Genomic DNA, 14,940 nt, shown 5'->3' with positions numbered 1-14,940 from the left:
AACACGCCGCTTGAGCAGGGCCGGCGCGCATCCTATGTGTTCCGCCATGGCCAACGCATCCGTCCTCGCCCCGCTCCGCCGCCTTCTCAATCCCATCCTGCCGGCGCGGATGCGCGCCGGCGCCGCCATCGTGCCGGTGGTCCGGCTGCACGGCGCTATCGGGCTGTCGAGCCCGCTGCGGCCCGGCCTCTCCATGTCCGCCGTCTCCAAGACGCTGGAGCGCGCCTTCGCGGTGAAGGGGGCGAAGGCGGTGGCGCTGGCGATCAACTCGCCCGGCGGTGCGCCGGCGCAGTCGCACCTCATCTACCGCCGCATCCGCGCGCTGGCGGAGGAGAAGGAGATCCCGGTCATCGGCTTCGTCGAGGACGTCGCCGCCTCGGGCGGCTACATGCTCGCCTGCGCCGCCGACGAGATCGTCGCCGATCCCTTCTCCATCGTCGGCTCGATCGGCGTGGTCAGCGCCGGCTTCGGCTTCGACCGGGTGCTGGACAAGGTCGGCGTCGACCGGCGCGTCTACACCGCCGGCACCCGCAAGGTGATGCTCGACCCGTTCCAGCCCGAGAAGCCGGAGGACGTCGAGCGCCTCAAGGCGCTGCAGAAGGAGATCCACGAGGTCTTCACCGGCCTGGTGCGCGCGCGCCGCGCCGATGTGCTGAGCGGTGACGACGACACCCTGTTCTCGGGCGAGTTCTGGTCGGCGGCGCGGGCGCAGGAGCTCGGCCTCGTCGACGCCGTCGGCGACCTGCGCACCCATCTCAGGGCGCGCTATGGCGAGAAGGTGGTGATGCCGCTGATCGAGCCGAAGAGCGGCCTGTTCGGCCGCCGCCTGCCCGGCGTGACGGCGCTCGGCGCCGCGTCCGGGGGGGCATCGGTGCAGATCGGCGCGCAGATCGGAGCCGGCGCCGCCGAAAGCCTCGTCGGCGTCGCCGAGGAACGCGCGCTGTGGGGCCGCTTCGGGCTGTGAGAGAGGCCGCCGGTCCGTGATACGGGCCGGGATCAGGAGAGTGGGAAGGAAGGCCAGGAGATGCCGCCGGTCATCGTGCTTGCCCTCGGCGCCATGGGCGCCGCCGCGCTGGTGAAGCTGCTCGCCAGGGAATCGCGCCGCGTCAATGCCGAGCTCGACGCCACCCGCCGCGAGGAGGAGGCGCTGCGCGACGGCGCGCGCCCGAGCCTGCGCCGCGACCCGGCGAGCGGCGAGTACCGGCCCGGCGACCGCTGAAGCCGGTATTTCTGGAATGAATACAGGCTGCTAGCCGGCGTCTTCATTACCGCGAATTCATTTTGTGCCGCGCGCGGGCCGGGTTATCCCGTTGGCTGTCCTAACGGAGCCGCCGCATGCTTCAGAAATCCGACAGCAGCCGGGCGAGGCCCGCATCGATACACCGGCGCCGCCGGCGCTGGCCGGTGCTCATCCTGCTGGCGGCGGTTGCGGCGGGCGGCGGCTATTACTACTACACCGCGACCGCTGGCGAGCCGGCGCCGCAGTACCAGACCGCGAAGGTCGCGCTCGGCGACATCGAGACCACGGTCACCGCCATCGCCAAGATGCAGCCGAAGAACTATGTCGACGTCGGCACGCAGGTTTCCGGCCAGCTCCGCACCATCGATCCCGATGTCGGCGCGGTGGTGAAGAAGGGCGATTTGCTGGCCGAGATCGACCCCACCGTCTACCAGACCCGGGTCGCCGGCGACCGCGCCAGCCTCGACAATCTGCGCGCCCAGCTCGCCCAGGCCGACGCCCAGCTCACCCTCGACCAGCTGCGCAACGAGCGCGCCCAGGACCTGCTCGCCAAGCAGTCCGGCAGCCGCGACGCCGCCGACGCCGCCCGCGCCACCATGCAGATCAGCGCCGCCAAGATCGACGCGCTGAAGGCCCAGATCGCCCAGACCCAGGCGACGCTGGAAGGCGACCTCGCCAATCTCGGCTACACCAAGATCTACGCGCCGATGGACGGCACGGTGGTCTCGATCACCGCCCGCGAGGGCTCGACCCTGAACGCCAACCAGTCGGCGCCGATCGTGCTGCGCATCGCCGACCTGCAGACCATGACCGTCACCGCCCAGGTGGCGGAGGGCGACATCCCGAAGATCACCGTCGGCACGCCGGTCTATTTCTCCACCCTCGGCCTGCCGGACCGGCGCTGGCGCGGCGAGGTGCGCCAGATCGAGCCGACCCCGACCATCGTCAACGACGTCGTGCTCTACAACGTGCTGATCGACGTGCCCAATGAAGACCTGATGCTGATGACCGACATGACGGCACAGGTGTTCTTCCGCCTCGGCTCGGCGAAGGACGTGCCGCTGGTGCCGACCCAGGCCATCCGCCACGGGCGCGACGGCGCGGCCAGCGTGCGCGTGCTCACCCCGCGCGGGCCGGAGGAGCGCGCCATCGAGACCGGGCTCTCCAACCGCAGCGTGACGCAGGTCACCGCCGGCCTGGCGCCGGGCGACACGGTGGTCGTCGGCTCGTCGGCCGCCGCCGCGGTGCCGTCCGGCCGCCCGCGCATGCCGCCGCGGCTCTGAGGCGGGAGCAGCGGGAACGCGCCATGGACGAGACCACTTCCCGGCACCCGGCCCCTCCGCCCGCGCCCGTCGCGCAGGAGCAGCCGCACGCGGCCCCGACGGGCACCCGGCCGATCGTCGAGCTGGTCGACGTCTCGCGCATCTACCCGAACGGCGAGAGCGTGGTGCGCGCGCTCGACCGGGTGTCGCTCGCCATCCATCCCGGCGAATTCGTCGCCATCATGGGCCAGTCGGGCTCGGGCAAGTCGACGCTGATGAACATCGTCGGCTGCCTCGACCGCGCCTCGGCCGGCACCTACCGGGTCGACGGCGTCGACGTCTCCCATCTCGACGCCGACGCGCTGGCGGCGCTGCGCTGCTCGACCTTCGGCTTCGTGTTCCAGCGCTACAATCTGCTGCCGAGCCTCACCGCGGCCGAGAATGTCGAGATCCCCGCCATCTATGCCGGTGCGCCGCAGGAAGAGCGGTTCGGGCGCTCGCACGAATTGCTCGGCCGCCTCGGCCTCGGCGACCGCACCGAGCACCGGCCGAGCCAGCTCTCCGGCGGCCAGCAGCAGCGCGTCTCCATCGCCCGCGCGCTGATGAACGCCGCCCCGGTGATCCTGGCCGACGAGCCGACCGGCGCGCTCGACACCCGCAGCGGCGAGGACGTGCTGGCCCTGCTGAAGGAGCTGAACGCCGAGGGCCACACCGTCATCCTCATCACCCACGACCCGGACGTCGCCCGGCACGCGCGCCGCATCGTGCGCTTCCAGGACGGGCGCATCGTCGCCGACGAGCGGCACGAGGGGGAGCCTGCGCGCCCGGCCCTGCCCGCCTCGCGCGCGCCGCGCCGCCAGGGGCTGGCGCGCTTCCTGCCGGATCTGGCGGAGGCGGTGCGCATGGCCTTCGCCTCCATGCACAATTCGATCTTCCGCACCGCGCTGACCCTGCTCGGCATCGTGATCGGCGTCGCCTCGGTCATCACCATGCTGGCGGTGGGCGATGGCGGCAAGGAGCGGGTGCTGGAGCGCATCGCCCAGATCGGCACCAATCTCCTGATCGTGCGCCCCGGCGCGCGCGGCATCCGCTCCTCGGGCGACAACGCCACGCTGCTGCCGGAGGATGCCGACGCGCTGAGGGTCATACCCGGCATCAGCGCCATCTCGCCCGAGCGCTCGGGCCGCTTCACGCTGCGCTTCGGCTCGCAGGACTATTTTACCTCGGTGACCGGCACCAGCGCCGACTACCTCTCGGCCCGCGACTGGCCGATGGCGCGCGGCGTGATGTTCACCGACGCCGACGTGCGCGCCTATGCGCCGGTGATCGTGCTCGGCCAGACCGTGGTCGACAATCTGTTCGGCGAGGACGACCCGCTCGGCCGCTACGTGCTGGTGAAGAACGTGCCCTACGAGGTGATCGGCGTGCTCAGCCCGCGCGGCGCCAACGCCTTCGGCCAGGACCAGGACGACGCGGCGCTGATCCCGATGTCGACCGGCTTCGTGCGCGCCTTCGGCCAGCGCTTCGTCAATTCGGTCACGGTGAAAGTGGCGGATTCGGGCGACATTCCCGCCGTCGAGCAGGCGGTGACGCGGATCATCGCCGACCGTCACCAGGCCGAGGACTTCCAGGTGCGCAACACCTCGCAGTTCCTCGAGACCGCCACCGAGACCCAGAACACGCTGACGCTGGTACTGGGCTGCGTCGCCGCCATCTCGCTGCTGGTGGCGGGCATCGGCGTGATGAACATCATGCTGGTGAGCGTGACCGAGCGCACCCGCGAGATCGGCATCCGCATTGCGACCGGCGCGCGCATGAGCAACATCATGCTGCAGTTCAACACCGAGGCGCTGGTGGTGTGCTCGGTCGGCGGGCTGGTGGGGGTCGGGCTCGGCCTCGCCACCGCCGTCGGGCTGGAGGCGATGGGGGTGTCGATCGCGTTCGCGCTGATGCCGCCGCTGCTCGCCTTCGGCTGCGCCTTCCTCACCGGCCTCGTCTTCGGCTACCTGCCCGCGCGCAAGGCGGCCGGGCTCGATCCGGTGGTGGCGCTGGCCTACGAATAGGCGGCGGGCGGCGCCCCTCGCCGCTCCTCGTCCAGGCTCTTTGCCCGCGTTCTTTGCCCGCGCTGTTGGCCCCGCGCTCTTGCCCGCCGCGCCCGGAGCGTTTACGCGAAGCGCGGTTGAGGCGGCGGGAGGCCCTGCGGATGAAAGTATTGTTGCTCGGCTCGGGTGGCCGCGAGCACGCGCTGGCCTGGAAGCTGGCCCAGAGCCCGCAGCTCACGGCGCTGTTCGCGCTGCCGGGCAATCCGGGCATCGCCGCCCACGCCACCTGCATCGACGGCGTGCCGCTGGACGACCACGACGCCATCGTCTCGATCTGCGGCTCGCACGGCATCGACCTCGTGGTGGTCGGGCCGGAGGCGCCGCTGGTCGAGGGCATCGCCGACCGCCTCGCCGCGGAGGGCATCGCCGTGTTCGGCCCGCGCCGGGCGGCGGCCCAGCTCGAGGGCTCCAAGCTCTTCACCAAGGAGCTGTGCAAGGCGCACGACATCCCCACCGCCGCCTTCGGCCGCTTCACCGACGCCGCCTCCGCGCGCGAGTTCGTGCGCCGGCGCGGCGCGCCGATCGTGCTCAAGGCGGACGGGCTGATGGCCGGCAAGGGCGTCATCGTCGCCACCTCGCTGGAGCAGGCGCTGGAAGGCGTCGACGCGGTGTTCGCCATGGGCGCGGAAGGCGGCGGCTTCGGCACCGAGATCCTGATCGAGGACTATCTCGAGGGCGAGGAGGTCTCGTTCTTCTGCCTGGTCGACGGAGAGAGCGTGCTGCCCTTCGGCTCGGCGCAGGACCACAAGCGCGCCTTCGACGGCGACGAGGGCCCCAACACCGGCGGCATGGGGGCCTATTCGCCGGCGCCCGTCTTCACCGCCGAGATGGAGCGCCGGACCCTCACCGAGATCATCAAGCCGACCGCGCGCGCCCTCGCCGATGCCGGCTGCGCCTATCGCGGCGTGCTGTTCGCCGGGCTGATGATCACGCGCGACGGTCCCCGGCTGATCGAATACAATGTCCGCTTCGGCGATCCCGAATGCCAGGTGCTGATGACGCGGCTCGACGGCGACCTGCTGCCGCTGCTCGAGGCCACCGCGACCGGCGGGCTCGGCGACTATACGGTGGCGATGAAGCCCGATGCCGCGATCACCGTGGTGATGGCGGCGAACGGTTATCCCGGCGCCTATGCCAGGGGCTCGCGCATCGCCGGTATCGAGGCGGCGGAAACCGTTCCGGGGGTGAAGGTGTTTCATGCCGGCACCAAGCGCGCCAGCGAGGACCTCGTCGCCGATGGCGGGCGGGTGCTGAACGTGACAGCGATCGGTGCCAATGTGGCCGAGGCGCGCGAGCGCGTCTATGACGCGGTGGCCCGCATCGACTGGCCGGAGGGCTTCTGCCGCTCCGACATCGCCTGGCGGGCGCTCGGCGAATAGGACGGCCCGATCCGGGCGAAACCCGTCCCGCCCCGCGCCCGTTCTGAGATGTGCCGCCATCCGGTGGCACGGGAGAGCCGTCAGGGGTGAAGTGATGGAAGAGTCGTCCACCGGTTCCCGGCACCGCCACGCCCGGCGCGTGCCCGCGCATGACGCTCCGAACGAGGCGCCCCCGCAGGATGGGGCGTCGCGCCAGGGCTCGGTGCGCGAGGGTTCGGCGCGCGAGGATTCCGGGCACGAGCCGGCGGCTCACGGCCCCGCGGCCCGCGGCTCTTCGGCACACGGTTCTTCGGCACATGGCTCTTCCGCTCACGGCCGTGCGCGGCCGGCGCCCGGCGCGGCCGGGCACGCGCCCGAGGCGGTGGTCGTCTCCGGCGCCCATGACCGCGACCGAGCGCCCGGCGGCCCGCCGGCCGGCGAAGGCCACCGCGGGCCCTCGATCGCGGTCGCACTCGGCTCGGGCGGGGCGCGCGGCCTGTCGCACATCCTGGTTCTGGAGGCGCTCGACGAGCTCGGCCTGCGGCCGACCGCCATGGCCGGCGCCTCGATCGGCGCCTTCTTCGCCGCCGCCTATGCCTCGGGCATCCCCGCGCGCGAGATCCGCCACGTCGTCACCGCGACCTTGCGCAACAAGGGCGAGGTGATGCGCCGCCTGCTCGCCGCCCGGGTGGGGCGCATCGCCGACCTGTTCGGCGGGCTCGGCAACCCGGTGCTGATCGACGCCGAGCGTTTCATCGAAGGCTTCATGCCGGATCTGGTGCCGGAGGATTTCGACCAGCTCGCCATCCCGCTGCAGGTGGTGGCGACCGATTATTGGGGCCGCTGCGAGCGCATGTTCGAGCACGGGCCGATCCGCCCGGCGGTCGCCGCCTCGCTCGCCATTCCCGGGCTGATGCGCCCGGTGGTGCATGCCGGGCACACGCTGGTCGACGGCGGCGCGGTCAACCCGCTGCCCTTCGACGTGCTGCGCACGCGGGCGCAGGTGGTGGTGGCGGTGGATATCACCGGCGGCCACGGCGCGGAGACGAAGGGCGTGCCGAGCCCGTTCGACGCCATGTTCGCGACGCTGCAGATCATGGCGAGCTCGATCGTCGGCGAGAAGCTGAAGGCCGGCGCGCCGGACATACTGATCCGGCCCAACGTGCACGATTTCCGGGTGCTGGAGTTCTTCCGCGCCACCGCCATCCTCAAGGCGTCCGAGCCGGTGAAGGACGAGGTCAAGCGCCGGCTGGAGGCGGTGCTGGGCTGAGCGCGGTCCCGCGCCGCCGCGCGTCTCGTCACCTCTTGGCGGCGAAGAAGTCCTTCAGCAGCGCCCCCGCCTCGCGGGCGGCGAAGCCGTCATAGATTTCCGGCACGTGGTGGCAGGTGGGGCTGGAGAAGAACCGCACCCCGCTCTCCACCGCCCCGCCCTTGGGGTCCGCCGCGCCGTAATAGAGCCGGCGCAGCCGCGCCCAGGCGATGGCGCCCGCGCACATGGTGCAGGGCTCGAGCGTGACGTAGAGGTCGCAGTCGGGCAGCCGGTCGCTGCCGAGCCGGGCGCAGGCGTCGCGGATCGCCAGCATCTCGGCATGGGCGGAAGGGTCGGAGAGTTCGCGCGTGCGGTTGCCGGCGGTGGCCAGCACCTCGCCCGCGCGCACCACCACGGCGCCCACCGGCACCTCCCCGCGCGCGCCGGCCCGTGCCGCCTCGTCGAGGGCGAGCCGCATGAAATCGGGCCGCCCGGGCCCGCCTGCCGCCTCCGCGCCCTGCGCTTCGTTCTCGCCCGCTCTCACCCTTTGGTCGCCTCGCCTGCTACTGATCTGCCCGAATGCTCGCCTCGGACCGCAGGACATGCTAGCACCCGCGGCCTCGATACCGGATAAACGCCATGCCGAAGACGACCCCGCCCCGCAAGGGCCATAACCGTGTGCCCCGCCCCCCGCGCGAGCTGGCGCCGCAGGAGCCGCGCGAGGGCGAGCGCATCGCCAAGGTGATCGCCCGCCACGGCCTCGGCTCGCGCCGCGAGATCGAGGAATGGATCCTCGCCGGCCGGGTGGCGGTCAATGGCGAGGTGCTGGACAGCCCCGCCCGCACCGTGACCGCCGCCGACGCGGTCACCGTCGACGGCGCGCCGCTGCCGCAGAAGGAGCGCACGCGGCTGTTCCTCTACCACAAGCCCCGCGGCGTGGTGACGACCAATTTCGACCCCGAGGGCCGCGCGACCCTGTTCGAGATCCTGCCCCCCGGCCTGCCGCGGCTGATCTCGGTCGGCCGGCTCGACCTCAATACCGAGGGGCTGATCCTGCTCACCAATGACGGCGGCCTCTCGCGCGTGCTGGAACTGCCGGACACCGGCTGGCTGCGCCGCTACCGGGTGCGCGCCAAGGGCGCCATCACCCAGGACCGGCTCGACGCGCTGATGGAGGGCATCACCGTCGAGGGCGTGCATTACGGCCCGATCGAGGCCCGGCTCGACCGTGTGCAGGGCGCCAATTCCTGGCTGACCCTGGCGCTGCGCGAGGGCAAGAACCGCGAGGTGCGCAACGTCCTCGGCTCGCTGGGGCTGGAGGTGAACCGGCTGATCCGCCTGTCCTACGGCCCGTTCCAGCTCGGCGAGATCGCGCAGGGCGCCATCGAGGAAGTGCGCACCCGCGTGCTGGCCGACCAGCTCGGCGAGGCGCTGGCGAGCGCCGCCGGCGCCGATTTCGAGGGCCCGCTGTTCGATCACGCCGGCGAGGACGAGGAGGCTCCCGCCCCCGCGCGCGCCGGCGCGGCGGGCGCCGCCCGCACGCCCGGGCTGAAGGGCGGCAAGAAGGCGCGCTACGCCCGCACCGAGGGCGAGGAGGATCGCCACCGCCGCCGGCCGATCGAGGCGACCGAGGGCCCCGAGCGCAGCGTCACCTCCGGCCTGCTGGCCGACCGCAAGGGCCGCAAGGTGCTGGTGCAGCGCGTGCGCGCGACCGAGACCGAGCCGGCGCCCGAGGAGGAGAGCCCGCGCCGCGGCGCCCGCCGCCCCGCCGAGCGCCACGCCTCGCCCTATGCCTCGCGCCCGGGTTACGAGCCCAGCCATGAACGCCCGAACGATCGCCCGAACGAGCGCGGGAATGCGCGCGACAACGAGCGCGGCGGCGAGCGCACCTTCCGCCGCCGCCCGGACCGCGAGGCCGGCGCGCCGGACGAGGAGCGCCCCTTCCGCGCGCCGCGCGGCGAGGGTCCGCGTCCCCCGCGCGGGCCGAGCCGCGACCGCTCCGCCGCCGGCCCGCGTCCCGCTCGTCCGCGTCCGCGCGACGAGCGCGAGGGTTCGGACGAGGCACGCCCGAGTTCGTACCGCGGCCGTAACGATCGTCCGGTGCGCTCCCGCCCGGCCGGCGAGGAGGAGCGTCCCGCGCGCGGCAACCGTCCGTTCCGCGAAGGCGGCGGCCGTCCCTTCCGCGAGGGTGGCGGGCCGGATCGCCCGTTCCGCGAACGTCCCCAGGGCGAGCGTGGTGATCGTCCCCAGGGGAGTCGTCCTCAAGGGGATCGTCCCGCCCGCGAGCGCCCCTATGGCGAGCGCTCGTCCGGCGAGCGCGGCGAACGGTCGGGCCCGCACCGTCCCTATCGCGGCGAGGGCAGCGACCGGCCGTTTTCCGGCCGCGTGAAGTCCGAGCAGCATCGCAGCCGCGGCCCGCGTTCCGACGAGGACCGCCCCGCGCGCGGCGACCGCCCGTTCCGCGAGCGTCCCTCCGGCGAGCGCCCCACCGGCCCGCGTTCTTCGGGCGAGCGTCCTTCCGGGGACCGACCCTTCCGCGATCGCGGCCCCCGCCCGGAAGGGCTCGCCGGCGGCGAGGGCCGGGAGGGTCGCCCGTTCCGTTCGCGTCCCGAGGGCGATCGCCCGTTCCGCTCCCGCGACGAGCGTCCCGAGCGCGCCCCGCGCGGCGAGCGCCCGCAGGGCCGCGGCTTCGACAGGCCGTCGCGCGGCGAGCCGGCCGAAGGCCGCGCCGGCCGCACGCCCGATTCCGGCCGTCCCGGCGGCAAGCGCTTCGGCGGCCCGTCCGCCGGTGGCAAGGGCCCCGGCCGCGGCGGTCCGGGCAGCAAGGGTCCTGCGGGTAAGGGTCCCGGCAGGGGTCCCTCGAAGGGTCCTGCCGGCAAAGGGCCCGGCAAGGGTCCCGGAGGGCGTCCGGGCCGGCCGCCGCGCGGCTGAGGGCTGAACGATGCGCATCGTCGGCGGCCGCTTCCGGGGCCGGGGCCTGCGCGGCCCCTCCTCCGCCGCCACCCGCCCGACCTCCGACCGGCTGCGCGAGGCGCTGTTCAACGTCCTCGCCCATGCCTATGGCGACCCGGCTGACGGCGCGCGGGTGCTCGACCTGTTCGCCGGCACCGGCGCGCTGGGGCTGGAGGCGCTCTCGCGCGGCGCGAAGTTCGCCGTGTTCGTGGACGAGGCCCCCGAGCCGCGCGGAATCATCCGCGCCAATGTAGAGGCGCTGGGGCTGGGCGGCATCACCCGCATCTTCCGCCGCGACGCGACGAAGCTCGGCGCCGCGCTCGCCAGCGACGCCTTCGACCTCGTCTTCTGCGACCCGCCCTATGGGCGCGGCCTGGCGGAAAAGGCGCTCGCGGGCCTGATCGAGGGCGGATGGCTGGCGCCGGCCGCGCTGGTGGTGGTGGAGGAATCGGTCGAGGCCGCCTTCGCGCCGCCGGAGGGCTTCGAGGAGCTGGAGCGCCGGCGCTACGACGACAGCGAGCTCACCTTCCTGCGCGGCCCCGCCTAGCCCGCCCTCGACTCACGCAATCGTCTCGACCGCGTCGATGATGCGGGCGATGTCCTCCGGCCGCGACAGACGGTGGTCGCCGTCCTTCACCATCGTCAGCACCACGTCGTCCTCGGCGAGGCACGAGACCAGCCGCATGGCGTGCTGCCAGGGCACGGTCTCGTCGGCGACGCCCTGCAGGATGCGCACCGGGCAGCCCACGGCGAAGGGCGCGCCGAGCACCAGGTTGCGGCGCCCGTCCTCAATCAGGGCGCGGGTGATCGGCTGCGGCGGGCCGTATTCGGATTCGCGGTACCACACGCCCTTCTCCATCAGCTCGGCGCGGATCTCCGGGCTCATCGCCTCCCACATCAGCGCCTCGGTGAAGTCCGGCGCCGGCGCGATCAGCACCAGCCCCGCGAGCCGCCCGCCGGCGCCGCGCGCCGCCAGCGCGCGCGCCAGCAGCAGCGCGATCCAGCCGCCCATGGAGGAGCCGACCACGATCTGCGGCCCGCCGGTCTCGCACTCGAACACGGCGAGCGCCTCCTCGGCCCAGCGCGAGATGGTGCCGTCGATGAAGGCGCCGTCGGATTCGCCATGGCCGGAATAGTCGAAGCGCACTACCGTGCGCCCGGCCCGCGCGCCCCATTCGGCCAGCGCCTCGGCCTTGGTGCCGCGCATGTCGGACTGGTAGCCCCCGCACCAGAACACGCCGGGCCCGGCGCCTCTGCTGCCGGGCGTCTCGCGCACCGCGATCCGGCGGGCGTCGTCGCCGACCGCAATGAAGCGGGGAGCGGCGTTCGGGGCATCGTTCGGGCGGGCGGGAGGGGCATCGTTCATGGGCACGGATCCTGTCGTCGCGGGCGCGGCCAGGGCGGGGGCACGAGGGCCGAAGGGTTGCGATTCGCCGCTGGCGCGCCATCTTCCACTACAGGCAGCGGCGCGGCGCGAACAGCGCGAGCGGCGTCGCGGCCGGCAAAATAGGCGCCGTTCGGCTGGAACGGGGCCAGCTACCTGTCGTCACGCCGTTGACTTCTGCCTGGTTTGTCACGATGTTCTGCGACCGTTTTATGCGCGCGGCAGACTGAGCCGGCCGGCACCCTCGAAGCGCGGTGAGACGACGACCCCGCAAGCTATCCTGCAATGGCAGAGGAGAAGACCACCATTCGTCGCCCCATGAGACCCGTCGCGCCGGAAAAGGAAGGCCCGCGCGTCAACGAAGACATCCGCATCCGCGAAGTGCAGCTCATCGACCAGGATGGGCAGAATCGTGGCGTCGTTCCGACGCGCGACGCGATCACCATGGCGCAGGACGCGGGCCTCGATCTGGTCGAGATCGCTCCCAACTCGGTCCCGCCGGTCTGCAAGATCCTCGACTACGGACGGTTCAAGTACCAGAACCAGAAGAAGGCCAACGAGGCGCGCAAGAAGCAGCACATCGTCGAGATCAAGGAAATCAAGCTGCGCCCCGGCATCGACACCCATGACTACGAGGTGAAGATGAAGGCCATCCACCGCTTCTTCGAGGAAGGCGACAAGGTGAAGATCACCCTGCGCTTCCGCGGCCGCGAGATGGCCCATCAGGAGCTGGGCTACAAGCTTCTGAACAAGGTCAAGGAAGAGCTGGCGACGCTGGCCAAGGTCGAGGCCGAGCCCTCGCTCGAAGGCCGGCAGATGATCATGGTGCTGGCCCCGCGCTGAGCGGGCTGGCCCTCACGGCTCCCGGCGCGGCCTTCGGCCCGCCCGACTGGATTCAGGACGCCTCCCGCCGCTTCGGCCGGGAGGCGTTTTCGTGTCCGGGCCCGAAAAAGCGCGCCGGCGCCGCTCCGCCGATGCGGGAAGAGGGGGCGTCAGTCCGGCAGGCTGCCGTTCTCGCCCAGTACCGCGCCGGCGAGATAGAGCGAGCCGGTGATCAGCACCCGCGGCGGCGGGCCGACCGGGTAGTCCCGGAGCCCGTCCAGCGCCGCGGCGACGCTCGGCGCGGTCGAGGCGGCGATGCCGTGCAGTGCCGCGGCGGCGGCCACCGCTTCGGGCGGCTGCGCCTTGTGCTCGCCCGGCACCGGCACCGCGATCAGCTCGCGCGCGAGCCCCGCGAAGGGGGCGAGGAAGGCGCCCGAATCCTTGGTGCCCAGCATGCCGACGATCAGCACCAGCGGGCGCGACACCCGGTCCTCGAGATCGGCCAGCGCGGCGGCGAGCGCCTGCCCGCCGGCGGCGTTGTGCCCGCCGTCGAGCCAGACGTCGACGCCCTCCGGCGCGCGCTGGGTCAGCGGGCCGGGGCCGAGCCGCTGCAGCCGCGCCGGCCAGTCGGCGGCGCGCATGCCCTGCTCATAGGCGCTCGGCGCCAGTCTCAGCCCGGCGATGCGCAGCGCCTCCACCGCGAGGCCGGCATTGTCGATCTGGTGCGGGCCGACGAGGCGCGGGCGCGGCAGGTCGAGCAGCCCCTGCTCGTCGGCGACGATCAGCCGCCCGTTCTCCTCATAGGCCTGGAACTGCTCGCCCTGGATGGTGAGCGGCACGGCGAGCCGCGCCGCCCGGCGCTCGATCGCCCTCAGCGCGTCGGCCGGCTGGCGCCCGAGCACCGCCGGCACGCCGCGCCGCAGGATGCCGGCCTTCTCGCCGGCGATCTCGGTCACCGTCTCGCCGAGGAAGTCCACATGGTCGATCGAGACCGGGGTGATGACGCTGACCAGCGGCTTGTCGACCACATTGGTGGCGTCGAGCCGGCCGCCGAGCCCGACCTCCAGCAGCAGCACGTCGGCCGGCACCTCGGCGAACAGCAGCAGCGCGCTGGCGGTGGTGATCTCGAAGAAGGTGATCGGCTCGCCCTCGTTCGCCGCCTCGGCGCGGGCCAGCGCCTCGCTCAGGGTCTCGTCGTCGACGAGGCGCCCGGCGAGCCGGATGCGCTCGTTGAAGCGCACCAGATGCGGCGAGGTGTAGACGTGCACCCGCTGGCCGGCGGCCTCGAGCACCGCGCGCATGAAGGCGACGGTCGAGCCCTTGCCGTTGGTGCCGGCGACGTGGATCACCGGCGGCAGGCGCTGCTCGGGGTGGCCGAGCCGCTCCAGCAGCCGCCACATGCGGTCCAGCGACAGGTCGATCAGCTTGGGATGCAGCGCCAGCAGGCGGGCGAAGATATCCTCGACCGGGCGCCTTCCGGGTGCGGAAGCGCCGGTGGCGGACCCGACGGCCATCTCGGTCTCCGGGTCAGGCGCCGGCGGGCGCCGCGGGCGGGGTCGCGCCCTCGGCGGCCGGCTCGGGTGCGGGGCGCGGCGCCTCGGTGCCCGGCGCCGCCGGGGCCGGCTGGTCCGCGCCGGGCGCGGGCGCGCGCATCATCAGCCGACACAGCCGGGCCAGCGTGTCGCGCATCTCGTGGCGGTGCACCACCATGTCGACCATGCCGTGATCGCGCAGATATTCCGAGCGCTGGAAGCCCTCGGGCAGCTTCTCGCGGATGGTCTGCTCGATCACGCGCGGGCCGGCGAAGCCGATCAGCGCGCCGGGTTCGGCGATCTGCACGTCGCCCAGCATGGCGTAGGAGGCGGTGATGCCGCCCGTGGTCGGGTTGGTCAGCACCACGATGTAGGGCAGCCGCGCTTCGCGCAGTTCCTGGATCGCGCAGGTGGTGCGCGGCATCTGCATCAGCGAGAGGATGCCCTCCTGCATGCGCATGCCGCCGCCGCAGGCGAACATGATGAAGGGCGTGCCGCGCGAGGCGGCCGTCTCGAGCCCGGTGACGACGGCTTCGCCCGCCGCCATGCCGAGCGAGCCGCCCATGAAGCCGAAATCCTGCACCGCGATGGTCACCGGCAGCCCGTCGAGCTTGCCGTAGCCGACCTTCAGCGAATCCTGCGCGCCGGTCTTGGCGCGGGCGTCCTTGAGCCGGTCGACATAGCGCTTTTCGTCGCGGAACTTCAGGGGGTCCGCCGCCACCGAGGGCAGGGCGACGTCGTACCACTTGCCGCCGTCGAACATGGAGCGCAGCCGCGCGGCCGGCTCCATGCGCATGTGGTAGCCCGAGTTCGGGACCACGAACAGGTTGGCCTCGAGGTCCTTGTGGAACACGAGCTGCCCGGTCTCGGGGCATTTCACCCAGAGATTTTCCGGCACGTCCCGGCGGTTGAGGAAGCTGTTCAGCTTCGGGCGGACGACGTTCGAGATCCAGTTCAACGGTGTGGCTCCGGAAGAAAGCGAAAAGGCCGGCGGCGGTCCGCCGACCCGATCCAGGCCCCCTCGCGTCGAGGGCCCACC

General features: G+C 72.8%; 13 protein-coding genes. 9 read left to right on the top strand and 4 right to left on the bottom strand.

All coding sequences use genetic code 11. The features are described 5' to 3' along the window. Positions 1–46 precede the first annotated feature (46 nt). From NVS89_RS08020 to NVS89_RS07995, 6 genes are all read left to right on the top strand, one after another. Positions 47–964, top strand: a complete 918-nt coding sequence (locus NVS89_RS08020) for a S49 family peptidase (RefSeq protein WP_258732078.1) — start codon at positions 47–49, stop codon at positions 962–964. A gap of 60 nt (positions 965–1,024) precedes the next feature. Next, positions 1,025–1,219: a hypothetical protein gene (locus NVS89_RS08015; RefSeq protein WP_258732077.1), complete on the top strand. Its 195-nt coding sequence runs from the start codon at positions 1,025–1,027 to the stop codon at positions 1,217–1,219. Positions 1,220–1,335: 116 nt separating this feature from the next. Continuing rightward, positions 1,336–2,523, top strand: a complete 1,188-nt coding sequence (locus tag NVS89_RS08010; protein ID WP_258732076.1) for an efflux RND transporter periplasmic adaptor subunit — start codon at positions 1,336–1,338, stop codon at positions 2,521–2,523. 23 nt (positions 2,524–2,546) lie between these two features. Then, the gene (locus NVS89_RS08005; protein WP_258732074.1) at positions 2,547–4,565 is read left to right on the top strand and encodes a MacB family efflux pump subunit; all 2,019 of its coding nucleotides are present in this window, start codon (positions 2,547–2,549) and stop codon (positions 4,563–4,565) included. Positions 4,566–4,705: 140 nt separating this feature from the next. Then, the gene (gene purD / locus NVS89_RS08000) at positions 4,706–5,983 is read left to right on the top strand and encodes a phosphoribosylamine--glycine ligase (protein ID WP_258732073.1); all 1,278 of its coding nucleotides are present in this window, start codon (positions 4,706–4,708) and stop codon (positions 5,981–5,983) included. A 361-nt stretch (positions 5,984–6,344) separates the two neighbouring features. Beyond that, on the top strand, positions 6,345–7,232 hold the full coding sequence (locus NVS89_RS07995; RefSeq protein ID WP_258732072.1) for a patatin-like phospholipase family protein: 888 nt from the start codon (positions 6,345–6,347) through the stop codon (positions 7,230–7,232). Positions 7,233–7,260: 28 nt separating this feature from the next. Here the strand turns inward: NVS89_RS07995 and NVS89_RS07990 are convergent, their stop codons facing one another. After that, complete coding sequence (locus NVS89_RS07990; protein ID WP_258732071.1) at positions 7,261–7,689, bottom strand: nucleoside deaminase; 429 nt, start codon at positions 7,687–7,689, stop codon at positions 7,261–7,263. A gap of 161 nt (positions 7,690–7,850) precedes the next feature. On the opposite strand from NVS89_RS07990, the gene NVS89_RS07985 reads away from it, so the two are divergent. Together NVS89_RS07985 and rsmD are read left to right on the top strand one after the other, a co-directional pair. Continuing rightward, positions 7,851–10,142, top strand: coding sequence for a pseudouridine synthase (locus NVS89_RS07985; protein WP_258732070.1), 2,292 nt, complete (start codon positions 7,851–7,853; stop codon positions 10,140–10,142). A gap of 10 nt (positions 10,143–10,152) precedes the next feature. Further along, entirely contained in the window at positions 10,153–10,710 is a 558-nt protein-coding gene (gene rsmD / locus NVS89_RS07980) for a 16S rRNA (guanine(966)-N(2))-methyltransferase RsmD (protein ID WP_258732069.1), read from the top strand. 12 nt (positions 10,711–10,722) lie between these two features. On the opposite strand, the gene NVS89_RS07975 is transcribed toward rsmD, so the two are convergent. Next, entirely contained in the window at positions 10,723–11,529 is an 807-nt protein-coding gene (locus NVS89_RS07975; protein WP_258732068.1) for an alpha/beta hydrolase, read from the bottom strand. A 336-nt stretch (positions 11,530–11,865) separates the two neighbouring features. Between NVS89_RS07975 and infC the strand changes: the two genes are divergently transcribed. After that, the gene (infC, locus tag NVS89_RS07970) at positions 11,866–12,390 is read left to right on the top strand and encodes a translation initiation factor IF-3 (RefSeq protein ID WP_258732067.1); all 525 of its coding nucleotides are present in this window, start codon (positions 11,866–11,868) and stop codon (positions 12,388–12,390) included. 149 nt (positions 12,391–12,539) lie between these two features. Here infC and NVS89_RS07965 read toward each other — a convergent pair whose 3' ends face one another. Both NVS89_RS07965 and accD read right to left on the bottom strand, forming a co-directional pair. After that, complete coding sequence (locus tag NVS89_RS07965; protein ID WP_258732066.1) at positions 12,540–13,883, bottom strand: bifunctional folylpolyglutamate synthase/dihydrofolate synthase; 1,344 nt, start codon at positions 13,881–13,883, stop codon at positions 12,540–12,542. Positions 13,884–13,896: 13 nt separating this feature from the next. Further along, positions 13,897–14,859: an acetyl-CoA carboxylase, carboxyltransferase subunit beta gene (accD, locus tag NVS89_RS07960; protein ID WP_258732065.1), complete on the bottom strand. Its 963-nt coding sequence runs from the start codon at positions 14,857–14,859 to the stop codon at positions 13,897–13,899. Positions 14,860–14,940 lie beyond the last annotated feature (81 nt).

The sequence above is a fragment of the Ancylobacter mangrovi genome, assembly GCF_024752355.1.
In the GTDB taxonomy this organism is placed as follows: Bacteria; Pseudomonadota; Alphaproteobacteria; order Rhizobiales; family Xanthobacteraceae; genus Ancylobacter; species Ancylobacter mangrovi.
Note: the sequence above shows the minus strand (reverse complement) of the source record. Positions and strands in the feature narration are given on the sequence as shown.